Source organism: Kribbella sancticallisti (assembly GCF_039530625.1).
GTDB classification, from domain to species: domain Bacteria; phylum Actinomycetota; class Actinomycetes; order Propionibacteriales; family Kribbellaceae; genus Kribbella; species Kribbella sancticallisti.
Genome location: NZ_BAAAOS010000048.1, coordinates 379,917 through 400,816 on the forward strand (window position 1 = coordinate 379,917; position 20,900 = coordinate 400,816).

Sequence of the window (20,900 nt, forward strand, 5' to 3'; positions counted from 1 at the left end):
CCCTCAGTTCCGGGGCTGCGGTCGGGCCGTCGTACCGCCGCGCTGACGGCCCAGCACGCTGACCACCGGGCCGAGAGCCACCTGTCCGAGACCACAGATCGACGACTTCCGCAGTACCAGCTCTAGCTCCAGCAGCCTGGCCTTGCGTGGCTCGTCGAGCTCGCCGCCGGATTGCAGCGTTTCGGTCAGCAGGTCGTGGGCCTTGGTGGACCCGACCCGGCAGGGCACGCACTTGCCGCACGACTCGTTGCGGAAGAAGCGCAGTACGTTGGTGGCGGCGGCGAGCGCGTCCGTACCGGCGGCCATCACCACCATGGCACCCGAGCCGAGCATCGAACCCGCCTCGGCCAGCGTGCCGAAGTCCAGCGGTACGTCGAGGTGCTCCGGGCCGAGGAAGTTCGACGAGGCGCCACCTGGTTGCACCGCCTCCAGTTCGGCGCCACCGGCGACTCCACCCGCCACGTCGATCAGGTCGCGGATCGTGGTTCCCATCGGTACGCAGTACACGCCGGGGCGTTCGACGTGGCCGGAGACGGCGAAGAACTTCAGCCCGGTGGCGCCGTTGACGCCCTGCGCGTTCCACCAGTCGGCACCGCGGGAGACGATCACCGGGACGTCGGCGAAGGTCTCCACCGAGTTCATCAGCGTCGGCTTGCCCCACAGGCCGTAGTTGCCGGGGAAGGGCGGCTTGTTCCGCGGCTCGCCCCGATGTCCTTCCATGCATTCCAGCAGGGCGGTCTCCTCACCCAGGATGTACCCGCCCGGCGAGGTGAAGATGTCCAGCATCAGCCGGCGGCCGGTGCCGAGCACGTTCGGGCCGATCAGCCCCTGCTCGCGCAGCCGCCCGATCTCGGTGTGCAGGACCGCTTCCTCCGGGCCGTACTCGTGCCGGATGAAGACCCAGCCCTCCTCGGCGCCGGTGACCACCATGCCCATCAGCAGTCCTTCGAGAACCAGATGCGGCTGCTCGGCCAGCAACTGGCGATCCTTGAAGGTGCCGGGCTCGGACTCGTCGGCGTTGCAGATCGCGTACTTGACCGCGCCTTCCGCGGCCCGGACCAGCTCCCACTTCTTGCCGGTGGGGAAGCCCGCGCCGCCCATCCCGCGCAGTCCCGCGTCCTGCAGTGCGGTGATCACCTGCTCCGGCGAGACCTGTCCCATCAGCAGAGCCCGCAAGGACCGGTAGTGGTGCTCGCCCGACTCGTACGGGTCGTTGGGCCAGCCGTCTGCCGGGGCGTACGCGACGACCGCGCCCAGGTCGCGATCGCCGCCTCTGAAGTCCTCGACCGCGGTGTCGACCTCCGACAGCCGGGCCGGCCGCTCGTTGACTGTTGCCGCCGGCGCCATATCGCACCTGCCGGGACAAGAGATCTCGAGCACGTCCACGTCCTCGGCACCGGCGTACCGCTCGCGCAGCTCGGCGGCCGGCCCCTCGGCACCCTTCAGCCAGCAGGCCAGGTCGCGGCAGACCCGTACCGTCACGTCCTTCGGCGGCTCGGTGAGGAAGTGCGGGTAGAACGAGACCAGGCCCTCGATCTCGTACAGCGGCCGCTTCTGCTGCCTGGACAGCGCTTCCAGTTCCTCGCGCGGCAGCCAGCCGCAGCGCTCCTGGATCGCGTTCAGCAGCGGGATCAGGCTCGGACCGCGGAACTTGCCGGCCCGGGCCTCGACACCGGGGACTGTGACCGTCACTGGGGTGCACCTCCGACTCGGACGCTGCCGCGATCGCCGACCGGGGCGATCGCGACGGCGCAGAACTTGAACTCCGGGATCTTGCCGGTGGGATCGATCTCGTCGATCGTCAGCAGGTTCGCCGCCGCCTCCCGGAAGTGGAACGGGATGAAGACGTTGCCGCGGGCCTCGCGGTGCGACACCTTGACGTTCAGCACGATCTCGCCGCGCCGCGACGACACCCGGGCGAACTCGCCGTCGACCAGGCCGAGCTCGGCGGCGTCGTCCGGGTGGATGGACACCTCGGCCCGCGGCGCGATGCTGTCCAGGGCGAAGGACCGCCGGGTCATCGAGCCGGTGTGCCAGTGCTGCAGCAGCCGGCCGGTGTTGAGGACGAACGGGTAGTCCTCGTTCGGCAGTTCCTTGGCCGGCAGCCACTCGGCCGGCACCAGGTGCGCCAGTTCGTCGGCGGTGTTGAACCGCTCGTCGAACAGAACGACCGTGCCGTCGCTGTTCTCGGGATCCTGTACCGGGTAGAGCTTCCCGGACGAGCCGAGGTTGTCGTAGCTGAGGTTCGTGTAGTCCGGCATCAGCGGGACCATCTCCTCGAACACCTCGCGCGGCGCCGAGTAGTTCCAGTCCAGGCCCAGTCGCTGGGCGATGTCCTGCACGATCTCCCAGTCCGCCCGCGCCTCGCCCGGCGGGTCGAAGACCTTCCGGCCGAGCTGCACCCGCCGGTCGGTGTTGGTGTAGGTGCCGTCCTTCTCCAGGTACGACGAGGCCGGCAGCACCACGTCGGCGAACTCGGCCGTCTCGGTCAGGAAGATGTCCTGGACCACCAGGAAGTCCAGCTGGGACAGGGCCTTGCGGACCTTGTTGATGTTCGGGTCGGACAGGAACGGGTTCTCCCCCAGCATGTACATGCCGCGGACGCCGCCGTCGAGGATCGACTTGATCACCTCGGTCACGGTCAGCCCGTTCTCCGGGTTCAGCTCGGTCCCCCAGGCGTTCTCGAACAGCACCCGGTTCTTCGTCTCGTTCGCCCGCTGGTAGTTCGGGTAGAACATCGGGATCAAGCCCGCGTCCGAAGCTCCCTGCACGTTGTTCTGGCCGCGCAGCGGGTGCAGCCCGGTGCCGGGCCGGCCGACGTTGCCGGTGATGCAGCACATCGCGATCAGGCAGCGGGCGTTGTCGGTACCGGTGGTGTGCTGCGAGATCCCCATCCCCCAGTAGATGACGCCGGCCTTCGACTCGCCCCAGACCTTGGCGACCTCGCGGATCAGCTCCACGTCGACGCCGGTGATCCGGGCCGCGAGCTCCGGCGGGTACTCCGCCACCGTCCGGGCCAGTTCGTCGTAGTTCGAGGTCCGGCTGGACAGGAACTCCCGGTCGATCAGGCCGAGCCGGATCACCTCGTGCATGATCCCGTTGTAGAGCGCGACGTCCGTGCCCGGCTTCAGCTGGAGGAACAGGTCGGCGTGGTCCGCGACGGTGCCGGCGCGCGGATCGATGTAGATGATGGTGGTGCCGTTGCGCCTGGCCTGCTTGAAGAACGACGACGCGACCGGGTGGTTCGCGGTCGCGTTGCTGCCGGTGATGATCGCCACGTCCGCGTTCTCGATGTCGCCGTAGGTGGTCGAGACCGAGCCCGATCCGACACCCTCGAAGAGCGCGGCGACGCTCGAGGCGTGGCACAGCCGGGTGCAGTGGTCCACGTTGTTGCTGTGGAACGCGGTGCGGATCAGCTTCTGGAAGAGGTAGGCCTCCTCGTTGGAGCACTTGGCGGAACCGAAGCCGGCGAGGCCGTCCGACCCGCTCTCGGCGTAGATCCCGCCGAGCTTGCGCGCGACCAGGTCGAGCGCCTCCTCCCAGGTCGCCTCGCGGAAGTGCGGCATGACCTCCTCGTACGGCACCAGCCCGCCGGGCTTGCGACCGCCCTTGCCCGCTCCGCGCTTGCGACCCGGTCCGTCGGTGTCCTGGGTGCTGTTCTCCTGGGTGGCGGCCGACAACGGACCCTTGGGGTACGCCGAGTCGACCCGGATCAGGGGTTTCGTCAGCCGCTGCGGGGAGGACGCGTAGTCCCAGCCGTACCGGCCCTTCACGCACAGGCGGCCCTGGTTGCCCGGCTGGTCCCGTCCCTCGGCGAACGAGATCCCGCCGCGCTCGCGGTCCACGTAGTACGTCAGGGCGCAGCCGACGCCGCAGTACGGGCAGACCGTGTCGACCGCGTCCAGTTCCGCCTTCGGCTGGATCGGGATGCTGTTGATCGCCTTGTTGGTCAGGGCTCCGGTGGGGCAGGCCGACACGCACTCGCCGCAGGTGACGCAGGACGACTGGCCCATCGGGTCGTTCAGGTCGAACGCGATCCGGGTCGAGTAGCCCTTGCCGCTGCGGCCGATCACGTCGTTGCCCTGGACATCGTCACAGGCCCGGACGCACCGGTCGCAGAGGATGCACGAGTCGTGGTTCACCTCGATCACCGGGTTGGACCCGTCGGTACCGCGGGACGGCCCCGGGAACAGGTCCTCGATCTCGGTGATGAAGAAGTCGTCCGCGACCGCGAGCAGTTCGTTGTCCGCCGTGGTCGTCTGCTTCGGGTCCTCCTCGCGCGGTGGCTGGTCCACCAGCAGCAACTCGGCCAGGACCTCCCGGCTGCGCTGCACCTCGGGCGTCGACGTGGCCACCTCCATGCCCGGCTCGCACGGCCGGATGCAGGCGGCCGCATAGGCCCGGCCGCCCGTGTCGACCACGCACATCCGGCACACCCCGACCGGGTCGTACCGCTCGTCGTGGCACAGCACCGGGATGTCGATGCCGGCGTCGCGGGCAGCGGTCCAGATGGTGGTGCCCTCGGCAACGGTCAGCGGTTGCCCGTCGATCGTCAGGGAGACCGTGCGCTGCTCGACCTCAGCCGCTGCAGGGCGCGTGATGGTCATGGTGTCGGCTCCGTTCCGGTAGCGGTGACAAGGGTTGGGCGGCCTTCGGCGTCCAGTCCGCGTTCGGCGTAGTAGCGGGCGATCATCGATCGCAACCGCTCGGCCGGCAGCGTGGCGGTCCGGCCTGAGGCGAGTTCGAGCGAGGTGTCCAGGAAACGGTCCGGCAGCCAGTCGTCCTCCGGCTTCCAGCCCTCGCGCAGGTTGTAGGCGCGCTTGGCGTGCACGATCCGCCGGGCGGTCTCGCGCAGTTCGGTGCCGTCCACGTCCCAGCCGGTGACGCCGGCCAGCAGGCCGGCCCACTCGTCGAAGGGCTCGGCGAAGACGCCGCGGAGGAACTTGCACAGGATCAGCGAGTCCATGATCGCGGCCTTGTCCTCGGTCTCGATCGCCGCCCGTACGTGCTCGTCGGTGCCGCGCACGCGGTCCAGGCCGCCCTTGAGATCGGCCTCGTAGGCACCCGACCGGTTGTGGTCCGCGCCGCGTGCGTTGACCGCAAGCCCGAGCGCCATCGACTGCATCGTGCGCGGCTCGTAGCCCGGCATCTCCAGGCCCTTGACCTGGGCCGCGAAGGCCAGTGACCCCTGGCCGACGATCGCGGCCGCTCGCCGAGTGCCTTCCGACAGCAGTTCGCCGACGCCGGTGCGGCTGCCGATCTCGTCCAGCGCGCGCAACAGCGCGGTACCGTCGCCGAAGCGCAGCCAGGGGACGTCCAGCAGGCCGCGCTCGACACATTCCATTCCCCAGGCGATGGATCCGCCGGCGGAGATCGTGTCGAGGCCGAGTTCGTCGCAGCGAGAACTCGCGGCGAGCACCTGGTCGGGGTCGGACACTCCGCACATCGGCCCGAGCGCGAAGACGTTCTCGTACTCGACCCGGACCTTGCCGCCGCCCTTGGTGGCGTAGATGTGCTCGCACCCGATCGTGCAGGAGGCACAACTGTTCTTGGCCACCGACCGCTTCGACGCGAGGTCCTCCGCGGACAGCATCGGCGCGCCGTCGAAGGTGGCGGTCTGGAAGTTGCGCGTCGGCAGGGTGCTGATCGCGTTGAAGGCCAGCAGATTCGCCAGCGTGCCCAGTTCGCGGTACTTCTCCGTCGCCGGCCCGAACGAGCGCCCGCGCAGGTCCTTGGCCGCCGCGAGCACCGCGTCCTTGTCGGCCAGGGACACCCGCTTGCGGCCCTTCACGGCGAGCGCCTTGATGTTCTTCGAGCCGAGGACCGCACCCAGGCCGCCGCGTCCGGCGTGCCGGCCGTCGTGGGAGATCGTGGCGTAGCGCACCAGCGCCTCGCCGGCCGGGCCGATGCTCGCCGCGCGCCAGTTCCGCCCGTGCTGTTCGCGGATCGACTCCTCGGCCTCGGAGGCCGACAGACCCCACTGAGCCGAAGCGTCGACCAACTGGACCCCTTCGGCGTCGACCAGCAGATTCGCCGGTACTGCGGACCGCCCGGTCAGCACGATCGCGTCGTACCCGGTGAACTTGCCGGCGATGGCGAAGTGGCTCGACGCGAGGGCGTCGGTGAGCATCCCGGTGAGCGGCGACTTCGCGACCACCGCGAACTTGGCGCTGGTGGTCAGCGGCGTACCGACCAGCGGGGAGAACACGAACGCCAGCGGCGCGGCCGGGTCCAACGGGTCGACGCCGGCCTCACCGAGCTTGGTCAGCAGCCAGACACCGAGTCCCGCGCCGCCGAGATAGCCGCGCAGTACGTCGTCGGGCAGCGGCAGCACTGTGGTCGAGCCGTCGGTCACGTCCACCACGAGCGCCTGGCCGAAGTAGCCACCTGGAGGAGTCATCGCGATCACCCGCCCGCGTCCGCAGAGATGAAGGCGACGGTATCGCCGGTGACAAGGGGCACCAGGGCGTCGCCGCGGATCTGGTCGCCGTTGACCGCGGCCAGGACATGACCGTCGAAGGTGAGCCCGACCTGCTCGGCGGCCGCGCCCAGATTCGCCGCGCGGACGGTGCGCGGGCCGCGTTCACCGCCACGGTTCGCCAGTACGCCGAAGCGTTCGACCAGGATCTCGGGAGCCGGCCGGTCGCGAGCGTCGCGGTACTCGTCGGGTTCGTTGAGGTTGACCACCGACTCCAGGCCGGGATCGGCGCGGAGCAGGTGGGGATCCGCGAGCAACTCGGCCTCCTCGACCCGCAGTAGGTCGCACTCCTTGAACAACTGGGCGGGACGGAACACCCCGGCATCGAGCAGTTTGGAGATCCGCGGAGCGAGGTCCGTGCGGTAGCCCGCGGTCATCGGTTGCCGGTAGCCGTGCACGAAGGGCAGCACCACCTCCGGACCTTCCGGACCGAACCGGCGAAGTACGGCCTGGACGAAGGCAGGGTGGAGGAAGGGCAGATCGGTCGAGCAGACGAAGGCGGTGTCAGCGCTCTCTGCGGCAGCGGCCAGGCCGACCGCCAGTCCCTGCAACGGCCCGCGGCCTTCCTCGGGATCGTCACAGACCAGTACTGTCGGGTCGAGCGCGGGTAGTTCCTGGCCGGGTGCGCGGACGACGACCACCGGCCCGTCGACGGCCCGCGCGACGACGCCGGTGACGTGACGCAGCAAGGTGGAACCGTGCCACTCCAGCGCGGCCTTCGCGGTGCCCATCCGGGACGACCGGCCTCCGGCGAGGACCACGGCGGCAGCAGATCTCATACTGTCGACGGTATACGATATGTTCAGATTTCGCCTCCCCAGGAGTAGCCCTGTTCTACCAGGAAAGCCAGAGTGCTACGAGTGGGTGGCGCGCAGGGCCCGCGCGAGTTCCTCCAGGGCCGGTAGCGCGTCGATGATGCGCTGGGCGGACTCCTCCGGGATCTGGTCGAGACAGCCGCCGATGGCCTCGGTGCGCAGTAGCTTGACCCGCTCGTGCAGCAGCCGGCCCGCCTCGGTCGCCTCGACCCGGATCGCGCGCAGATCGTCCGGATTCGGGTCGCGCTGGATCAACTCCAACTCGGTGAGCTTGCCGACGACCCGGGACAGCATGGTCGGGTTGAGTCCTTCCAGCTGAGCCAGTTCGGTCAGGCCGAGCGGCCCGCGGAACGCGATCAGGCCCAGCACCGACGCCTGGGTCGGCGTCAGACCCTCGCCGGTGGCCGTGGCGTTGAGCTCGCGCGCGAGCTTGGTGATCACCCGGCGGAGCTTGCTCAACGTCTCGGTGTCAGTCATGTCACCCCTTTATTGCCTGCTGGCAAGCAATGTAGCCTGTTCATCGATGGAACCGTCGAGTTCAGCAGAGCGAACCGCCGACCCGGCCGCGGACGAGCCGCTAGCCCACCGGCGGATCGTCTTCGGCATCGTCTCGATGGCGCTGCTGATGGCCTCGATCGATCAGACGATAGTGGCGACCGCGCTCAACGCCATCCGCGGCGACCTGAACGCGGAACTGACCTGGAGCGGCTGGACGATCACGATCTACGCGCTCGGCCAGATCATCGTGATGCCGCTGGCCGGCCGGATCGGCGACCAGTTCGGGCGCAGGCGGGTCTTTCTCGGCGCCGCGGTGCTCTTCACGGTGGCCTCGCTGGCCTGCAGCCTGGCCGACAACATCTACCTGCTGGTGGTGTTCCGGGCCTTCCAGGCGATCGGCGGCGGCGCCTTCATGCCGACCGCGACCGGCATCGTGTCCGAACAGTTCGGCCGCGACCGGGACCGCGCGATCGGCATGTTCACCTCGATCTTCCCGCTCGGCGGGATCATCGGCCCGATCATCGGCGGCGTCATCGTCACCTACTGGTCCTGGCGCGAGATCTTCATCGTGAACGTGCCGATCGGCATCCTGCTGATCGTGCTCGGGCTGAAGTTCATCCCACGCGGCACCCCCGCCCCAGGGGCCAGGATCGACGCCACCGGCGCCGCCCTGCTCGCGCTGACGCTGCTGTTCGGGATGTACGGGATCAGTTCGCTCGGCAGCAGCGGTGCGTCACCGGCCGATCCGCTCTTCATCGGGGCCGAGGTGCTGGCGATCACCCTCGGCGTCCTGTTCGTCCGGCACGCGAACCGGCACGCCGCGCCCATCATCGGGGTCAATCTGCTGCGCGGCGGCGGCTTCGGGGCGATGAACTCGATCAACTTCCTCTTCGGCGCCGCCGTGCTCGGCTTCGGCGCCCTCGTCCCGCTGTACGCCGAATCGCGGTACGGGATCCAGCCGCTGCAGGCCGGGACGCTGCTCACGGCCCGGGCCGTCGGAATGATCTGCCTCGCCAGCCTGGCCGTGTTCGCGCTCCGCCGGACCGGTTACCGGGGCCCGATGATCGGCGGCTTCCTGCTGGTCGCGGGCGGGATGACCCTGATGTCGCTCGCCCCGCACGGCCTCACGCCGTACGGGTGGCTGGCGCTGGCGGCCGGCATCACCGGGATCGGCATGGGCCTTTCGATCCCCGCCTCGAACAACGCGATCCTGCAACTCGCGCCGGACCAGATCTCCGCGATCACCGGCCTGCGCGGGATGTTCCGGCAGTCCGGCGGCATCGTGGCCGTCTCGGTCACCACGACGATCCTGGCCCATTCCGCGAACGGCGGCCTCGCCCAGGCGCACAGCTTCCTGGTCTTCGCCGCCGTCCTGCTGCTGATCGTGCCGCTCACGCTGCTGGTCCCGGACCATCGGGGGTCGTGGTAGCTCGACGCCCCGCGCAGGCACCGTGACAGGGTGCGCACCGGCCGAATGTGCTACCGTTTCCGGCGGTTGCAGTTTTGCAGTTCCACGTTCGTTTTGAAACGCCCGCGGATTTGTGATCCGCAGGGCGTTTTCTCATTTTTCGGGCCATGGTCTGAGTGAGAGGGCTCGTTCAGCAACCGAGGGACCGGCGACCGTCGGGACCTGTTACCCGCCCCACACAAGGAGCAAATCATGGCTAGCGGAACAGTGAAGTGGTTCAACGGTGAAAAGGGCTTCGGCTTCATTTCCCAGGACGGCGGCGGCGCCGACGTGTTCGTGCACTACTCGGCGATCGCGACGGACGGCTTCCGTTCGCTGGACGAGAACCAGAAGGTCGAGTTCGACCTGACCCAGGGCCCGAAGGGCCCGCAGGCGGAGAACGTCCGCCCGGTCTGAACGACCTGAAAGCAGGCCCGGCCGGTCACGGCCGGGCCTGTTTTGCGTTCTCCCAGAGATGTTCGCCGTCGTCGATCCGGTCGGTGCGTTCGAGCCCGGCGGCCGCGGCGATGGCAGCCGAGGCGGTGTGGTCGGGGTGGACGTGCGCGATGATCCGCCGCGCCCCTTGAGCCGTCAGCCAGTCGACCAGGCCGATCGCGGCCTCCTTGGCGTAACCACGGCCCTGCCGGCGCGTGCCGAGCACCCAGGCGACCTCCGCCTCGGTTTCGGTCACGGTCGCCTGGACATACCCGATCAGTTCGTCGTCCTGCAGTGACGAGATCACCCAGTTCAGCCAGTACTCCCCCGGCCGCCCCGGCCCAGCGCACTGTCGCTCGTACTGCGCTGCGAGGGCTTCCACCGTCGGCGGTTCACCCCCGGTGAACGTGTAGAGCGCAGGGTCGGCGAGCACCTTCGCCATCTCGTCGGCGTACTCGACGTGCAGCGGGAGCAGAGCAAGCCGCTCGGTGTCGAACCTGGTCGCGATCATCCGCCCACGGTAGCGTCGAGCGGCTCGGCCGCTCCCTCCTCGGCCGGCCCGCCCGACGCCATCCCCCCGATACCTCCGGCAGCGCCCACTACGACGGCAGGCGCGCGTTCGGATGCAGGTCGAAGCGGGGACTGCGATGGTCCCCTGCCTCGTACGGCGTGACCCGTTCCTCGTAGTGCAGGTGTGGTCCCACCGCCAAGCCGAGCCGATCCCCCGTCTCGACCGTGTCCCCCCGCCGGACTTCCGGCTCGGCGAGGTGCCCGTAGAGATGCCAGATCGCGTTCGACTCGATCACGACCTGGTTCCCCTCCACCCGGACGACGACCCCGGCCAAGGTGGCCCGGACCGGCGTACCGGCTGCTGCCTGGTAGTCACGGCCTGGGTGGACGCCGTGCTGCCAGCCGTTGCCTGCGACCCCGAACTCGCAGGTCACCACCGCGTTGTGTACCGGTGCTGCCATGCCTTGAGGGTGCATACGGACCTTCAGCCAGTCTTAAACCCGGGCCGGGACGGCTGGGTAGGGCGCCGGCTCGACCTCCAGTTCGGCCATCCGCTGGATGTACGTCCGGTAGGCCCGCCTGGCCTCGCCGTGGGCTCCACTCGCCTGGAAGGCGGAGACCAGGCCCAGGTGCGCCCGTTCGTCGTACTGGTCGCGTTGGAGGATCCGGAGCAGGTAGCCGGCGGCTGCGTCGGGGTCGCTCCTGCCGCGCTCGGCGAGCACGCGTGCCACCCGGACGTAGAGCGCGCGGGCCTCTTCACGCATCCCCGCGGCCCAGTCGGCGTACACGTCCTCCTCCAGGAAGTCCCCGCTGTACGCCGCCTCGGCGCCCTTGAGCAGGGGCAGGTTGTTGGTGTCCAGGCCCGCTCGGGCGTCGTGGAGGAAGGTCTCGACGTCTACAGAGGCCTGATCGCCGTCCAGCCAGATGGTGGCGCGGTCGGCTCCGACGAAGCGGTCGGCCGGGTACTGCTTGTCTGGGTCGAGCACGGACCGCACAGTGGAGAGTGCCACCGAGAGTCGGGGTGAAGCGACTGATTCACCTTGGTCCGGCCAGAGCAGATCCAGGAGTTGCACGCGTGCCACAGGTCGGCAGCGACGAGCCACCAGGATCTTGAGGAGGTCTCGGGCCTTCTTGGAGGGCCACTCGCCTAGCTGGACCGCCTTGCCGTTCCGTAGTACGCGGAAGCCGCCTAGGCACTCGACACGTACGGGAGCCGGGCCTGTCTCCTGGCTGGCGGCTAGAGCTGCTGCGGCATAGCGGGTCGCTCCTGCTGCCAGGAACTGCTGGTGAGCTTGCAGCGCCAACTCACGGCCCTCGGCACCCTTGGTGCGCTTGGCGAGCATCAACTCGGCCCGCGCCTGGCCCAGCGGATCACCCAGCTCATGACGGATATTCAGTACTTCGTGCAGCACCTCGCCGCCCTCGGCAGCCGCGAAGAGCTCGAGTGCGTCCGCCAGACCAGCGCGGTCACGCCGCTTGCGGCAGAGCGCGGCCGACTCCTCGGCGGCTGCAGCAGCTTCGGCCTTGTTGCCGGCGTGCAGCGTTACCCAGCCAAGAGCCACCAAGGCGCCGGACAGGCCCGGGACGGGTCCGTAGGCCACGGCCTGCTTGGCGATCCCCGCAAGCTCCGCGGCCTTCTCGGGCTCCTCAACCGCCAGCACCCGCGCTAGACCTGCCAGTGAGGGGACCAGCGACTGCATGTCCTTCGTCTCGTCTGCCATGGTGATGGCCTCCTCGTAACAGGCTCGGGCCATCGCCCGGTCACCGCGTTCGCGGTAGACCTCCCCCAGTACTGCAAGGGGTTGCGCGACTCGTTTCGACTCCAGCTTCTGGTAGAGAGCTCTCGCAGCTTCAAGCTCACCTATTGCCTCGTCCAGCCGCCCCAGCCGCAGCAGCGCCTCGCCGCGGTTGTTCAGGGCGAGTGCACGGAACACCGCGAAGCCGGCGCGATCCGCCAGCTCCAGCGCAAGCTCCAACTCGCCCAACGCCAGTGCGTAGTCGCCCTCGCCGATGTGATGCGAGGCGCGGTTCACCCGGATGCGGATCGACTGCAGGAGATCCCCGGCCCGCTCCGCATGCTCCAGGGCCCGTACGTAGTGGGACGCGTTGCCCCGTGGATCGCTGTCGACGGCAGCAAGCATCGCCAGCACGGTGTGCACGATCGCCAGAGCACGATCGTCTCCTGAGAGCTTGGCCGACACGCCGGCGGCCGCGATCAACTGACGGCACTCGTCGAACTCACCCCGCAACCAGTGCGCACCGGCCCACCAAGCCTGGAGGAGCGCCTCATCAGTCGGGTGCTGGCCGTCCAGCTTGCCCCGGCGGTACACGGCGACCGCGACGTCGGTACGGCCGCGCAGGTGATGGATCAGTCCCAGGCGCCAGGCGATGCCCACGGGGATCTCCCCCTCGGGCTCGATGATCCGGTCGAAGCAGTCCTCCGCGCCCTGCCAGTCCCCGAGCACCTGCCTGGCTTCGCCTTCCAACTGGTCCATCGCGGCATCCCGCAGCTCGGCGGGGAGCGCCGCGACTGCAGCGACCACGGTCTCGGCCAGACCGCCGTTGACCATCGCGTGCCCACGATCTGCCAGCATCTGCGCCACCCGGGCGGGATCCACGGTTTGGTAGCAGGCCAGGGCGTCCCGGTGCTCTCCGACCGACTCGAACCACTTGCCGGCCCGCAGAGTCAGCTCGTCCATCCCGGCCTCATTCGCTGAGAGCCTGTCGATCGCGAAGTCCCTGACGAGGGGGTTGAGCTCGTAGCCGTCCTCATCACCAGCAGAGACGAGCAAGCCACGGGTTCGAAGCTGGTGCAGGGTTTCTGCGCTCTCGGTTAGACCTGTGGCTTTGCAGAGCTCGGCCCCGAACCTGGGTAACACGGCGACGGCAGCGACCAACCGGCGTACGGACTGGGGCTCGGCGGCGAAGACCTCCTCGGCCAGGTAGTCGTACAGCGGGCCGTCTGAGCTCAAGGCCCTCCGCAACCGGCTGTGCCGCTCAGCAGCCGGCACTGTCCGCAACGCCTCCACCGCAAGCCGCACAGCCGCCGGCCACCCCTGTACTGCGGCCTGCAGCGGCTCGGCAAGTTCCTCAGACCCATCCCCGAGTACTACGTGCAGCACGGCGAGCGTCTCCTGGACCGTGAAAGCAAGAGCGGTCGCGTCGATTTCCAGCACCTGGCCCCGACCGCGCAGCCGATCGATCCCGAAGGGCATGGCCGTCCTGGAAGCGACCACAAGATGCAGCGCAGGTGGAGCCACCCGGACCAGGCCCTCGATCAAGCGGGTCGCCGGGTCTCCGGGGTTGAGCTCGTGGAGGTCGTCGAGAACGAGGACCAGGTCACCCTCGAGGTTCTGCTCGAGCGCCTCAGCCAGCACAGCGGCGTACGCGAGGGCTCTGGTGCTCTGCTCCGCGTCGGCGTCGGGTCCGCGGGGTCCTTGGAGCTCTGCGGCCAGCACTGCCGACAAGGCCGGGACTTGGCGGCGCAACGCCTCAACTAGCCCCGTGACCATGGCGGCGAGCGAACGGTCCTCGGCGCGCACGGTGTACCAGGCGCATGGCCGCTGGGCCGCCCACGAGCCGAGCAGAGTCGACTTCCCGAAGCCTGCGTCCGCGACCACCGTCAGTAGCCGCCGCCGGGCGCCCTCGTCCAGCAATGCGGCCAACCGCGGCCGGTCCACTGTCCCCTGCGCCGAAACCGGGTCATCAACCGCCGGCATAGCCCCACCTCCGTTCCCCCGGCTCTAGACAGGACAGCACTGTCGGTAGCAGGGCCGCAACAGTGCTAGCCCGGATATGGGCGGGAGATTTGCCGTTCCGGCAAGGAACGGTGTCCCGGCAGGCTCGGGAACGGCATGCTGGCCTGCATGATCGAGATCGATTGGGCCGCGCAGGCCGGACACCTACGACACACCGCCACGGACGAGGCCGGCTGGAACGAGATGGTTGCCTCGGGCCTGGTTCGGCCGACCGACAAGCTGGCCGTCGACGTTGGCTGCGGCGGCGGTGGGATGGCGAAGGCACTCGCCGCGGCCATGCCGGACGGCGCGAGCGTGGTCGCGATCGACGCTGACGCCGACGTGCTGGAGCAGGCGCGGGCGCACACCGCGGGGGCTGTCCGCTGCGAACTGGTCTCGATGGACGACGGCCCGGAACCGTTGCGTGCGGCAATTGGTGCACCGGCGGACCTGATCTGGGCTTCGGCTTCGGTGCACCACGCCGCTGATCAGCAGGCCGCGATCGATGCTCTGGTCTCGTTGCTGGCGCCGGGCGGCCGGCTGGCGCTGGCCGAGGGCGGCCTGCCGGCTCGGAGCCTGCCCTGGGATCTCGGGATCGGTGAGCCCGGTCTGGAGCTCCGGCTGGACCTGGCTCAGGACCTGTGGTTCAAGGTGATGCGGGAAGGGCTGCCCGGGTCGGTGCCGCTGCCTTATGGATGGACGGACGCGCTGCAACGGGCCGGGCTGACCGGGGTGACCACCAAGAGCGTGCTGACGGAGAGGCCGGTGCCGCTGTCCGACGAGGATCGGGACCGGGTCGTCTCGCAATTCCAGGCCCGGGTCGAGCGGCTGACACCTGGTGCGGCGCAGGGGCACGGGCATGGCCACGGTCACGGCCACGGCCACGGCCACGGCGACGGCGACGGACTGCCCGAGGAGTTGGCTCTTCCGGCGGAGGATCTGGCGGTATGGAAAGAGCTGCTCGACCCCGACAGCGAGCACTTCCTGGGACGCCGTACCGACCTCGCCGCGCTCTCCGTCCGCAGTATCCATCTCGGCGAGCGGAGCTAGTCCCGCAGCGCCACGCCGGGCGAAGAGGCTGCCGGGCGCGCCGCTCCACCCGGGCCGCCGTAAGGTAAGTGCCCATGAACGACCGGCTGGTGTGGATCGACTGTGAGATGACCGGACTCGACCTGGACAGGGACGCCCTGATCGAGGTCGCGGTTCTCGTCACCGACTACGAACTGAACGTGCTCGGCGAGGGAATCGACCTGGTGATCGCACCGCCCGCTGCCGCCCTGGAGCAGATGGGCGACTTCGTCCGGGACATGCACACCGCGTCCGGACTGCTGGCCGAACTGCCGAACGGGATCGCCCTGGCCGACGCCGAGCAGCAGGTGCTCGACTTCATCTCCGGCTACGTGAAGGAGCCGCGGAAGGCCGCGCTGGCGGGGAACTCGGTCGGTACCGACCGCACCTTCCTGGTCCGGGACATGCCGAAGGTCGAGGCGCACCTGCACTACCGCAACGTCGACGTCAGCTCGATCAAGGAACTGGTCCGGCGCTGGTACCCGCGGGTGTACTACGCGACGCCGGCCAAGAACGGCAACCACCGGGCGCTGGCCGACATCACCGAGAGCATCGCCGAACTGCGCTACTACCGCCAGACCGTTTTCGTGCCGCAGCCGGGCCCGGACACGGACACCGCGAAGGCGGCCGCGAGCCTGGTCAGCGACCCGATTTCAGGTAACCGACCATCATCGCTATGATTACCCAGCCGCGCTTGTTCCAGGCGGTGCACGACGAAACATGGTGGGTATAGCTCAGCTGGTAGAGCACCTGGTTGTGGTCCAGGGGGCCGCGGGTTCAAGTCCCGTTACTCACCCGAGGTCGAGGGCGATCCATGTCCGCGGAGAGCGCGGACTTGGGTCGCCCTCGTCATTTGTGCGTCGCTTCGCAGGGTGGGGGCTTCGCCACCCACACCCCCTTGTCAGTGGCGGGTGTGGGTGGGTTCAGCCGGCGTTGACCAGGGCTGGCAGGATTCGGGGGTGAAGGTTTCCGGCAGTCAGTGGTTCATGTACGCCGTGGTGCTTGCGGTCACCTTCGTGATCGGGCTGTTGGCCTTCGTGGTGTGGGTGTTGTCGAAGGTTTTCTAGCGGTCGAGCGGGAGGCCGAACTGGGAGAGTCGGACGGGCTGGCCTGATTCGAGTGAGCGGTTGGCGGCGATGCCGACCGCGATGCTGCGGAGGCCGTCGCGGTAGCCGGCTCGGCGTTCCAGCGGGTCGGGCTCACCGGTCGGCCGGAAGACGTCGTCGAGCAACTGGCTGTCACCGCCGCCGTGCGCGCCGTCACCCTCGGGGATCGGCACCTCCACGGCCGGCTCCCAATGACGCTGGACCAGCAGCCGCTCACCCGCCGGACGCAGGTTCGCCGCTCCCCCGGCGGTCGGGTCGTCCGGGTTCACGCTCGGGTCGACCGCCGGTCGTCCGACCACCCCGGCCGCACCCGCGGGCTGGACGAATCCGCGCTCGACCACGTCGAGTTCGAGCCGGCCCTCGGTGCCGTTGATCGCGACCCGGTAGCCCTCCCACGGCGAGTGCGCGTTCAGGGCGTAGGTCAGGATCGCGCCGGACTTGTAGGTGACCAGCAGCCCCATGTTGTCCTCGATCGAGATCCCGGGGCTGAAGACATCCTGGTCGCGGATGTAGCCGTCGTCACCCTCGGCCTCGAGATAGAGCTCACGCAGCTTGTCGTCCGCCGCTAGATCGAGCGCGAACGGATCGGACGCAGTACCGGGGTCTCCGGTGGAGCGGGCCGGACGGTTGGTCAGCCCCCGCTCCGCGGCGTTCTCGTCGCCGTAGAAGCGCAGCCCACCCGCCGCCGCGACAGTCTCCGGTACGTCGGCCAGCCACCAGTTCACCAGGTCGAAGTGGTGGCTGGACTTGTGCACCAGCAGACCACCCGAGATCGCCTTGTTCCGGTGCCAGCGGCGGAAGTAGTCGGCGCCGTGCACGGTGTCGAGCACCCACTCGAAGTGGATCGAGGTGATCTTGCCGATCGCGCCGACGGCGAGCAGACGCCGTACTTCGGCGTTGCGCGGCGAGTACCGGTAGTTGAAGGTCACCACCAGGTCGCCCGACGACGCCTCGACCGACTTCGCGATCGACTGGGCCGGATCCAGCGAGGTGGTCAGCGGCTTCTCGACCACCACGTCGCACCCGGCGTCCAGGGCGGCCGTCGCGTAGAGGTGGTGGGTGGCGTCCGGTGAGGTGACGATCACGACGTCGGGCCGCTGCTCGGCCAGCAACTTGCCGAAGTCGTCCGGCGCGTACCGCGCGGGTGCGTCCTTGCCGGCGGCGGCGAGCACGCGGTCGTAGTACGCCATCCGGGTGGGGTTGGGCTCGCACCACGCGACGATGGAGCCCACGTCGGCGTACGAGGTCGCCAGGGCGTCGATGTACATCGCGGCGCGTGAGCCGGTGCCGACTACTGCGTAGCGGGAGGTCACGGTTCTCCTTCGGTTGGGGATTCAGGGACTGCGGTGAAGGCCTTCGTGCCGGACGGTCCAGCTTCCATCCTGCGGGAAGCCGGGCGCGGGTGAGCCGTCGTCACCGTCCCAGCCCGCGGCCATCAGGGCGACCGCGGTGAGCAGACCGCCGTTGCCGGGGAGGTAGAGCGGCAGCGACGGGGTCTGCCGGTTGTGCCCGTTCGGCAGGCACACGTTCTTGCCGGTCTTCAGGAGCAGGGCGTCCACGGCGGTCGCGGGCTCACCGAGCCGGGCAGCGGTCATCGCGATCGCCGGGTAGTCCCAGCCCCACGTGCTCTCCCAGTCCCAGTCAGCCAGTACTGCGGCCAGCGTGCGGTTCATCGTCGGCCGGTCGAGGTATCCGGTGTCCGGGACGACGCCGAGCCCGTAGAGCATGGACGGGTGGTCCGTGCGGATCGTCCACGGCTCACCGTCGATCGCGGCGTACACGTCGCCGTGCACCGGCGCGGGCACCAGGCCTTCGGCTACCGCTGCCCAGCGTGGCTCGGGATCCAGACCTTGTCGCTGCCGCCACTCCTGGGCGACTTGCAGAGCCCAACGCCAGTAGGCCAGTTCGAAGGTCGGGTTGATCAGGCTGCCGCGAATCGTCGAGTAGGACTCCTGCGCCGGGATGAGCGGCGGGCCGAGCTGGAAGCCGTGCTCGGTCGGGGTCGCGAAGGACGCCATGAACTCGGCCGTCTGGTGGACGATGGTCGCGTAGCGCTTGGTCGCCGCGTCGTCGCCGGTCCGGCGGATCAGCTCGGCGAGGTGGATCGGCGCCGGCTGCTGCCAGATCAGGAACGGGCCGATGCTGCTCGGACTCTCGCGCCCGTCCGGCCCGACCTGCTTCGGCCACCGGGCGCCGTCGTACCCCTGCAGCCGCGCGGTCGCCTGGGCGGCCGGCAGGATCCCCTCGTACCACCCGAGGCTGCGCTCCAGCAGCTCCGCCCTTGCCCACAAAGGGAAATGGGCACCGTGCCACCAGTGCATCTCCAGGTGGAACCGACCCCGCCAACTGTTGCAGACGAGGCCGGTCTCCTGTGGCGGCAGAGATCCCGCACTGTTGATCGCAGTCACGTACTGCGCCAGCACAACCCGCCGCTCGAGCTCCATCGCCCGAGGATCCTTGCTCCCGGCAAGCTCCACCGCGGCCCCGGACTCCCAGAACCGCTGCCAGTGCGCGACCACGTCCCGCTCGACCTCGCCGTACTCCGGCAACACGCTCGCGTTGAGGCCGATCCGCAGTACCAGCTCATCGGTCGCCGAGGTGACCACGAACTCGTGCTCGCCGGTGATCTCCAGCTGTGCACCGGCCGAGGCCCCGACGTCCACGATGTACTGCGTATCGTCAAGCACCCGCTGCACGATCCAGCCGCCCGGCACCTCCCGCACGCTGGTGGTGTGCGCGTCCGGCGAATCCCAGTCCGCCGCGTTGCTCCACGCCTCAGCCCCGTACGGAAAGGCGAACCGCACACCCAGCCCGGCCGTGGATCTGATCCGGACAGCCAAGATGTCCTCCGACGGATGGCACATCGTCCGAACGTCGACCTGGCTACCGGCAACTACGAAGGAGCTGTCAACCAGCCCCCGCCACAGATCAAGCCGCTGCCGCGCCTCCTGCACCTCATCCAACTCCCGCCAGCCGCCAGGCCGCCGCCGCTCCGCCACGCCGGCTACTGCCGGTCCTCGCTTCCCCTCCCCCGCTTCTACGAAGCCGATTCGAGCGAGGTCCAGGCGGTGCGGGTTTGCCCGCAGCCACTCCTCCGCGGCGGTTTGCTCCGGCTCTTCCGTGGTGCCGAGGTCTTGCTCGCTGCCCAGGTCCACGTAGGGAACCGGACCGGACGGCGTCGGATAAACGCGGCGGGTGTCGTCGAGGTGGTGGAAGGTGTCGGACGGGATGCTGTGCCAGCCCCACTGGCTGAGGGTTCCCAGGAGCGTGCCGGGTGGGTCGTCGCCGGAGCGGGGAGCGACCGGGTAGCGCTCCGGGAAGGACTGCAGGCCGGTGACGTCCACGGTGAAGCAGAGTTCCCCGTTGCCCACAGACAACGGGGACTCCGCCTCGATCCCGGTGATCAGCACGTCGTGGCGCCCCACCAGGGCGTGCCGATCGATCCGGGACTGGTCGGGTGCAGAACTCACTTGATCGCCGCGGTCAGTTCCTGCAGGAACTTCTTGGCGCCGTCGGCCGGCGACTGGCGGTTGAACAGCACCTCCGCGTTCGTCCGGTCCAAAATCTTCACGCTCTCGGTCGACCCGGTCGGCCCGATGATCAGGGCCGGCCCGACCTTCGGCGTGACCGCGGCGATGAACTCCGCCGACGCAGCCTCGTTCTTCGGCAGCGCGGGCTTGATCGCCGTGAGGACGTCGGAGTTGGCCGGGATGCCGCGGTTGGCCAGCGTGATCTTGCCCGCGGCCGGGTCGTTCACCAGGAAGTTCACCAGCTTGGCGGCCGCCTCGGCGTGCTTGGTGCGCGCGCTGATCGTGTAGATCTGCGAAGCCTGCAGCCACATCCCCGGCTTCGTCGCCGAGCTCTCACCCGGTGCCCTGAGCAACTGAAGGTCGGCACCGGACGCGGCCCGCAACGCACCGAGCTGGTTGGTCCAGTCCAGCTGCATGCCGGCCAGCCCCCGACCCATCAACGTCTGCTCGGGTGCCGCCTGGGTGGCGAGCTCCGAGGTCACCGCTGCCGGCGGGGTCGCGCCCGAGTCGCGCATCGCGGTGGTCATCGTGAACCAGTTCGTCAGCGTCTGCTCGGTGAGGCCGACCTTGCCGTCCTCGGTGTAGAGGGACTCGCCGCGCTGCCGGGCGTACAGGTCGAGCGCGTCAGCACTCGTCGGGTCGTCCGAGCCGTAGGTGCCCTTCGGCGATCCCTTGGCCACCTGCTGCGCGATCCGGCTGTAGTCCTCCCAGGTCCAGGTGTCGTCGTCGGGCAACGGCACCCCGGCCGCCTGGAACACCTTCGGGTTGACGACCACGCCGTACGCGTTGACGCCCGTCGGTACGCCGTACTGCTTGCCGTCGAAGTTGCCGTTGGACAGCGCGGCCTTGTCGATCTTGTCGGTCTTCAGGGTGTCCTTGACCTCGGCCAGGTCGAGCAGCGCGCCGCGGTCGCCGTACTCGCGCGGGTAGGCACCGCCCAGGGTGATCACGTCCGGTGCGTCGTTCGCGGCGACGCTGGTGGCCAGCTTGTCGAAGTACCCGGTGAAGTCGCCGTACTCCGGCTTGACCGTGATGCCGGGGTTCGCCGTCTGGAAGGCGTCGATCGCCTTCTGCGTGAGCTTGGCCCGATCCTCGTTGCCCCACCAGGAAAAGCGCAGCGTGACCGGCTGGTTCGGGTCGTCGCCGGCTCCGCCGGAGTCCCCACCGCAGGCGGACAGCGTCAGCAGGGCGCCGGCCAGGGCAGCGGCAGCCAGCCGCCTGCGGTACCTCGTTGCTAGGGAGAACATGTCGTTGTTCCTTCCTGCCGCGTCCAGGC

15 protein-coding genes and 1 tRNA gene are annotated in these 20,900 nt (G+C 69.2%); 5 read left to right on the plus strand and 11 right to left on the minus strand.

Annotation, left to right across the window (positions count from 1 at the left end; translation table 11 throughout):
• Positions 1-3: 3 nt before the first annotated feature.
• The 5 genes from ABD255_RS31180 to ABD255_RS31200 all read right to left on the minus strand — a co-directional run bounded on the left by ABD255_RS31180 (position 4) and on the right by ABD255_RS31200 (position 7,770).
• Positions 4-1,692, minus strand: coding sequence for an NAD(P)H-dependent oxidoreductase subunit E (locus ABD255_RS31180; protein ID WP_344220359.1), 1,689 nt, complete (start codon positions 1,690-1,692; stop codon positions 4-6).
• A complete protein-coding gene (gene fdhF / locus ABD255_RS31185) occupies positions 1,689-4,607 on the minus strand; it encodes a formate dehydrogenase subunit alpha (RefSeq protein ID WP_344220360.1) in 2,919 nt (972 codons plus the stop codon). The genes ABD255_RS31180 and fdhF overlap by 4 nt, the downstream gene beginning before the upstream one ends.
• Positions 4,604-6,400 (minus strand): aldehyde ferredoxin oxidoreductase family protein, encoded by a 1,797-nt coding sequence (locus ABD255_RS31190; protein ID WP_344220361.1) that lies wholly within the window; start codon positions 6,398-6,400, stop codon positions 4,604-4,606. The genes fdhF and ABD255_RS31190 overlap by 4 nt, the downstream gene beginning before the upstream one ends.
• A gap of 5 nt (positions 6,401-6,405) precedes the next feature.
• Entirely contained in the window at positions 6,406-7,257 is an 852-nt protein-coding gene (locus tag ABD255_RS31195) for an NTP transferase domain-containing protein (RefSeq protein ID WP_344220362.1), read from the minus strand.
• A gap of 75 nt (positions 7,258-7,332) precedes the next feature.
• Entirely contained in the window at positions 7,333-7,770 is a 438-nt protein-coding gene (locus ABD255_RS31200; protein ID WP_344220363.1) for a MarR family winged helix-turn-helix transcriptional regulator, read from the minus strand.
• A 46-nt stretch (positions 7,771-7,816) separates the two neighbouring features.
• On the opposite strand from ABD255_RS31200, the gene ABD255_RS31205 reads away from it, so the two are divergent.
• Together ABD255_RS31205 and ABD255_RS31210 are read left to right on the plus strand one after the other, a co-directional pair.
• A complete protein-coding gene (locus ABD255_RS31205) occupies positions 7,817-9,220 on the plus strand; it encodes an MFS transporter (protein WP_344220364.1) in 1,404 nt (467 codons plus the stop codon).
• A gap of 231 nt (positions 9,221-9,451) precedes the next feature.
• Positions 9,452-9,655 (plus strand): cold-shock protein, encoded by a 204-nt coding sequence (locus ABD255_RS31210; protein WP_132192535.1) that lies wholly within the window; start codon positions 9,452-9,454, stop codon positions 9,653-9,655.
• A 25-nt stretch (positions 9,656-9,680) separates the two neighbouring features.
• On the opposite strand, the gene ABD255_RS31215 is transcribed toward ABD255_RS31210, so the two are convergent.
• The 3 genes from ABD255_RS31215 to ABD255_RS31225 all read right to left on the minus strand — a co-directional run bounded on the left by ABD255_RS31215 (position 9,681) and on the right by ABD255_RS31225 (position 13,902).
• On the minus strand, positions 9,681-10,184 hold the full coding sequence (locus ABD255_RS31215; protein ID WP_344220365.1) for a GNAT family N-acetyltransferase: 504 nt from the start codon (positions 10,182-10,184) through the stop codon (positions 9,681-9,683).
• Positions 10,185-10,272: 88 nt separating this feature from the next.
• Positions 10,273-10,644, minus strand: a complete 372-nt coding sequence (locus ABD255_RS31220; RefSeq protein ID WP_344220366.1) for a M23 family metallopeptidase — start codon at positions 10,642-10,644, stop codon at positions 10,273-10,275.
• Between the two features lie 33 nt (positions 10,645-10,677).
• On the minus strand, positions 10,678-13,902 hold the full coding sequence (locus ABD255_RS31225) for a tetratricopeptide repeat protein (RefSeq protein ID WP_344220367.1): 3,225 nt from the start codon (positions 13,900-13,902) through the stop codon (positions 10,678-10,680).
• A gap of 147 nt (positions 13,903-14,049) precedes the next feature.
• Between ABD255_RS31225 and ABD255_RS31230 the strand changes: the two genes are divergently transcribed.
• The 3 genes from ABD255_RS31230 to ABD255_RS31240 all read left to right on the plus strand — a co-directional run bounded on the left by ABD255_RS31230 (position 14,050) and on the right by ABD255_RS31240 (position 15,784).
• Entirely contained in the window at positions 14,050-14,970 is a 921-nt protein-coding gene (locus tag ABD255_RS31230; RefSeq protein ID WP_344220368.1) for a class I SAM-dependent methyltransferase, read from the plus strand.
• Between the two features lie 74 nt (positions 14,971-15,044).
• The gene (orn, locus tag ABD255_RS31235) at positions 15,045-15,668 is read left to right on the plus strand and encodes an oligoribonuclease (RefSeq protein ID WP_344220369.1); all 624 of its coding nucleotides are present in this window, start codon (positions 15,045-15,047) and stop codon (positions 15,666-15,668) included.
• Between the two features lie 43 nt (positions 15,669-15,711).
• Positions 15,712-15,784: transfer RNA gene (locus tag ABD255_RS31240), tRNA-His, on the plus strand.
• A gap of 267 nt (positions 15,785-16,051) precedes the next feature.
• Here the strand turns inward: ABD255_RS31240 and ABD255_RS31245 are convergent.
• From ABD255_RS31245 to ABD255_RS31255, 3 genes are read right to left on the minus strand one after another with little or no spacing between them, the layout of a single operon-like run.
• A complete protein-coding gene (locus ABD255_RS31245; protein ID WP_344220370.1) occupies positions 16,052-17,407 on the minus strand; it encodes a Gfo/Idh/MocA family oxidoreductase in 1,356 nt (451 codons plus the stop codon).
• Between the two features lie 21 nt (positions 17,408-17,428).
• A complete protein-coding gene (locus ABD255_RS31250) occupies positions 17,429-19,564 on the minus strand; it encodes a hypothetical protein (RefSeq protein ID WP_344220371.1) in 2,136 nt (711 codons plus the stop codon).
• On the minus strand, positions 19,561-20,871 hold the full coding sequence (locus ABD255_RS31255; protein WP_344220372.1) for an ABC transporter substrate-binding protein: 1,311 nt from the start codon (positions 20,869-20,871) through the stop codon (positions 19,561-19,563). Before ABD255_RS31255 ends, ABD255_RS31250 begins: the two co-directional genes overlap by 4 nt.
• Positions 20,872-20,900: the final 29 nt, after the last annotated feature.

Coding starts and splice junctions, on each gene's coding strand:
- fdhF (WP_344220360.1), bottom strand. CDS start 4,607: ATGACCATCACGCGCCCTGCAGCGGCTGAGGTCGAGCAGCGCACGGTC.
- ABD255_RS31190 (WP_344220361.1), bottom strand. CDS start 6,400: ATGACTCCTCCAGGTGGCTACTTCGGCCAGGCGCTCGTGGTGGACGTG.
- ABD255_RS31195 (WP_344220362.1), bottom strand. CDS start 7,257: ATGAGATCTGCTGCCGCCGTGGTCCTCGCCGGAGGCCGGTCGTCCCGG.
- ABD255_RS31200 (WP_344220363.1), bottom strand. CDS start 7,770: ATGACTGACACCGAGACGTTGAGCAAGCTCCGCCGGGTGATCACCAAG.
- ABD255_RS31205 (WP_344220364.1), top strand. CDS start 7,817: ATGGAACCGTCGAGTTCAGCAGAGCGAACCGCCGACCCGGCCGCGGAC.
- ABD255_RS31210 (WP_132192535.1), top strand. CDS start 9,452: ATGGCTAGCGGAACAGTGAAGTGGTTCAACGGTGAAAAGGGCTTCGGC.
- ABD255_RS31215 (WP_344220365.1), bottom strand. CDS start 10,184: ATGATCGCGACCAGGTTCGACACCGAGCGGCTTGCTCTGCTCCCGCTG.
- ABD255_RS31220 (WP_344220366.1), bottom strand. CDS start 10,644: ATGGCAGCACCGGTACACAACGCGGTGGTGACCTGCGAGTTCGGGGTC.
- ABD255_RS31225 (WP_344220367.1), bottom strand. CDS start 13,902: ATGCCGGCGGTTGATGACCCGGTTTCGGCGCAGGGGACAGTGGACCGG.
- ABD255_RS31230 (WP_344220368.1), top strand. CDS start 14,050: ATGATCGAGATCGATTGGGCCGCGCAGGCCGGACACCTACGACACACC.
- orn (WP_344220369.1), top strand. CDS start 15,045: ATGAACGACCGGCTGGTGTGGATCGACTGTGAGATGACCGGACTCGAC.
- ABD255_RS31255 (WP_344220372.1), bottom strand. CDS start 20,871: ATGTTCTCCCTAGCAACGAGGTACCGCAGGCGGCTGGCTGCCGCTGCC.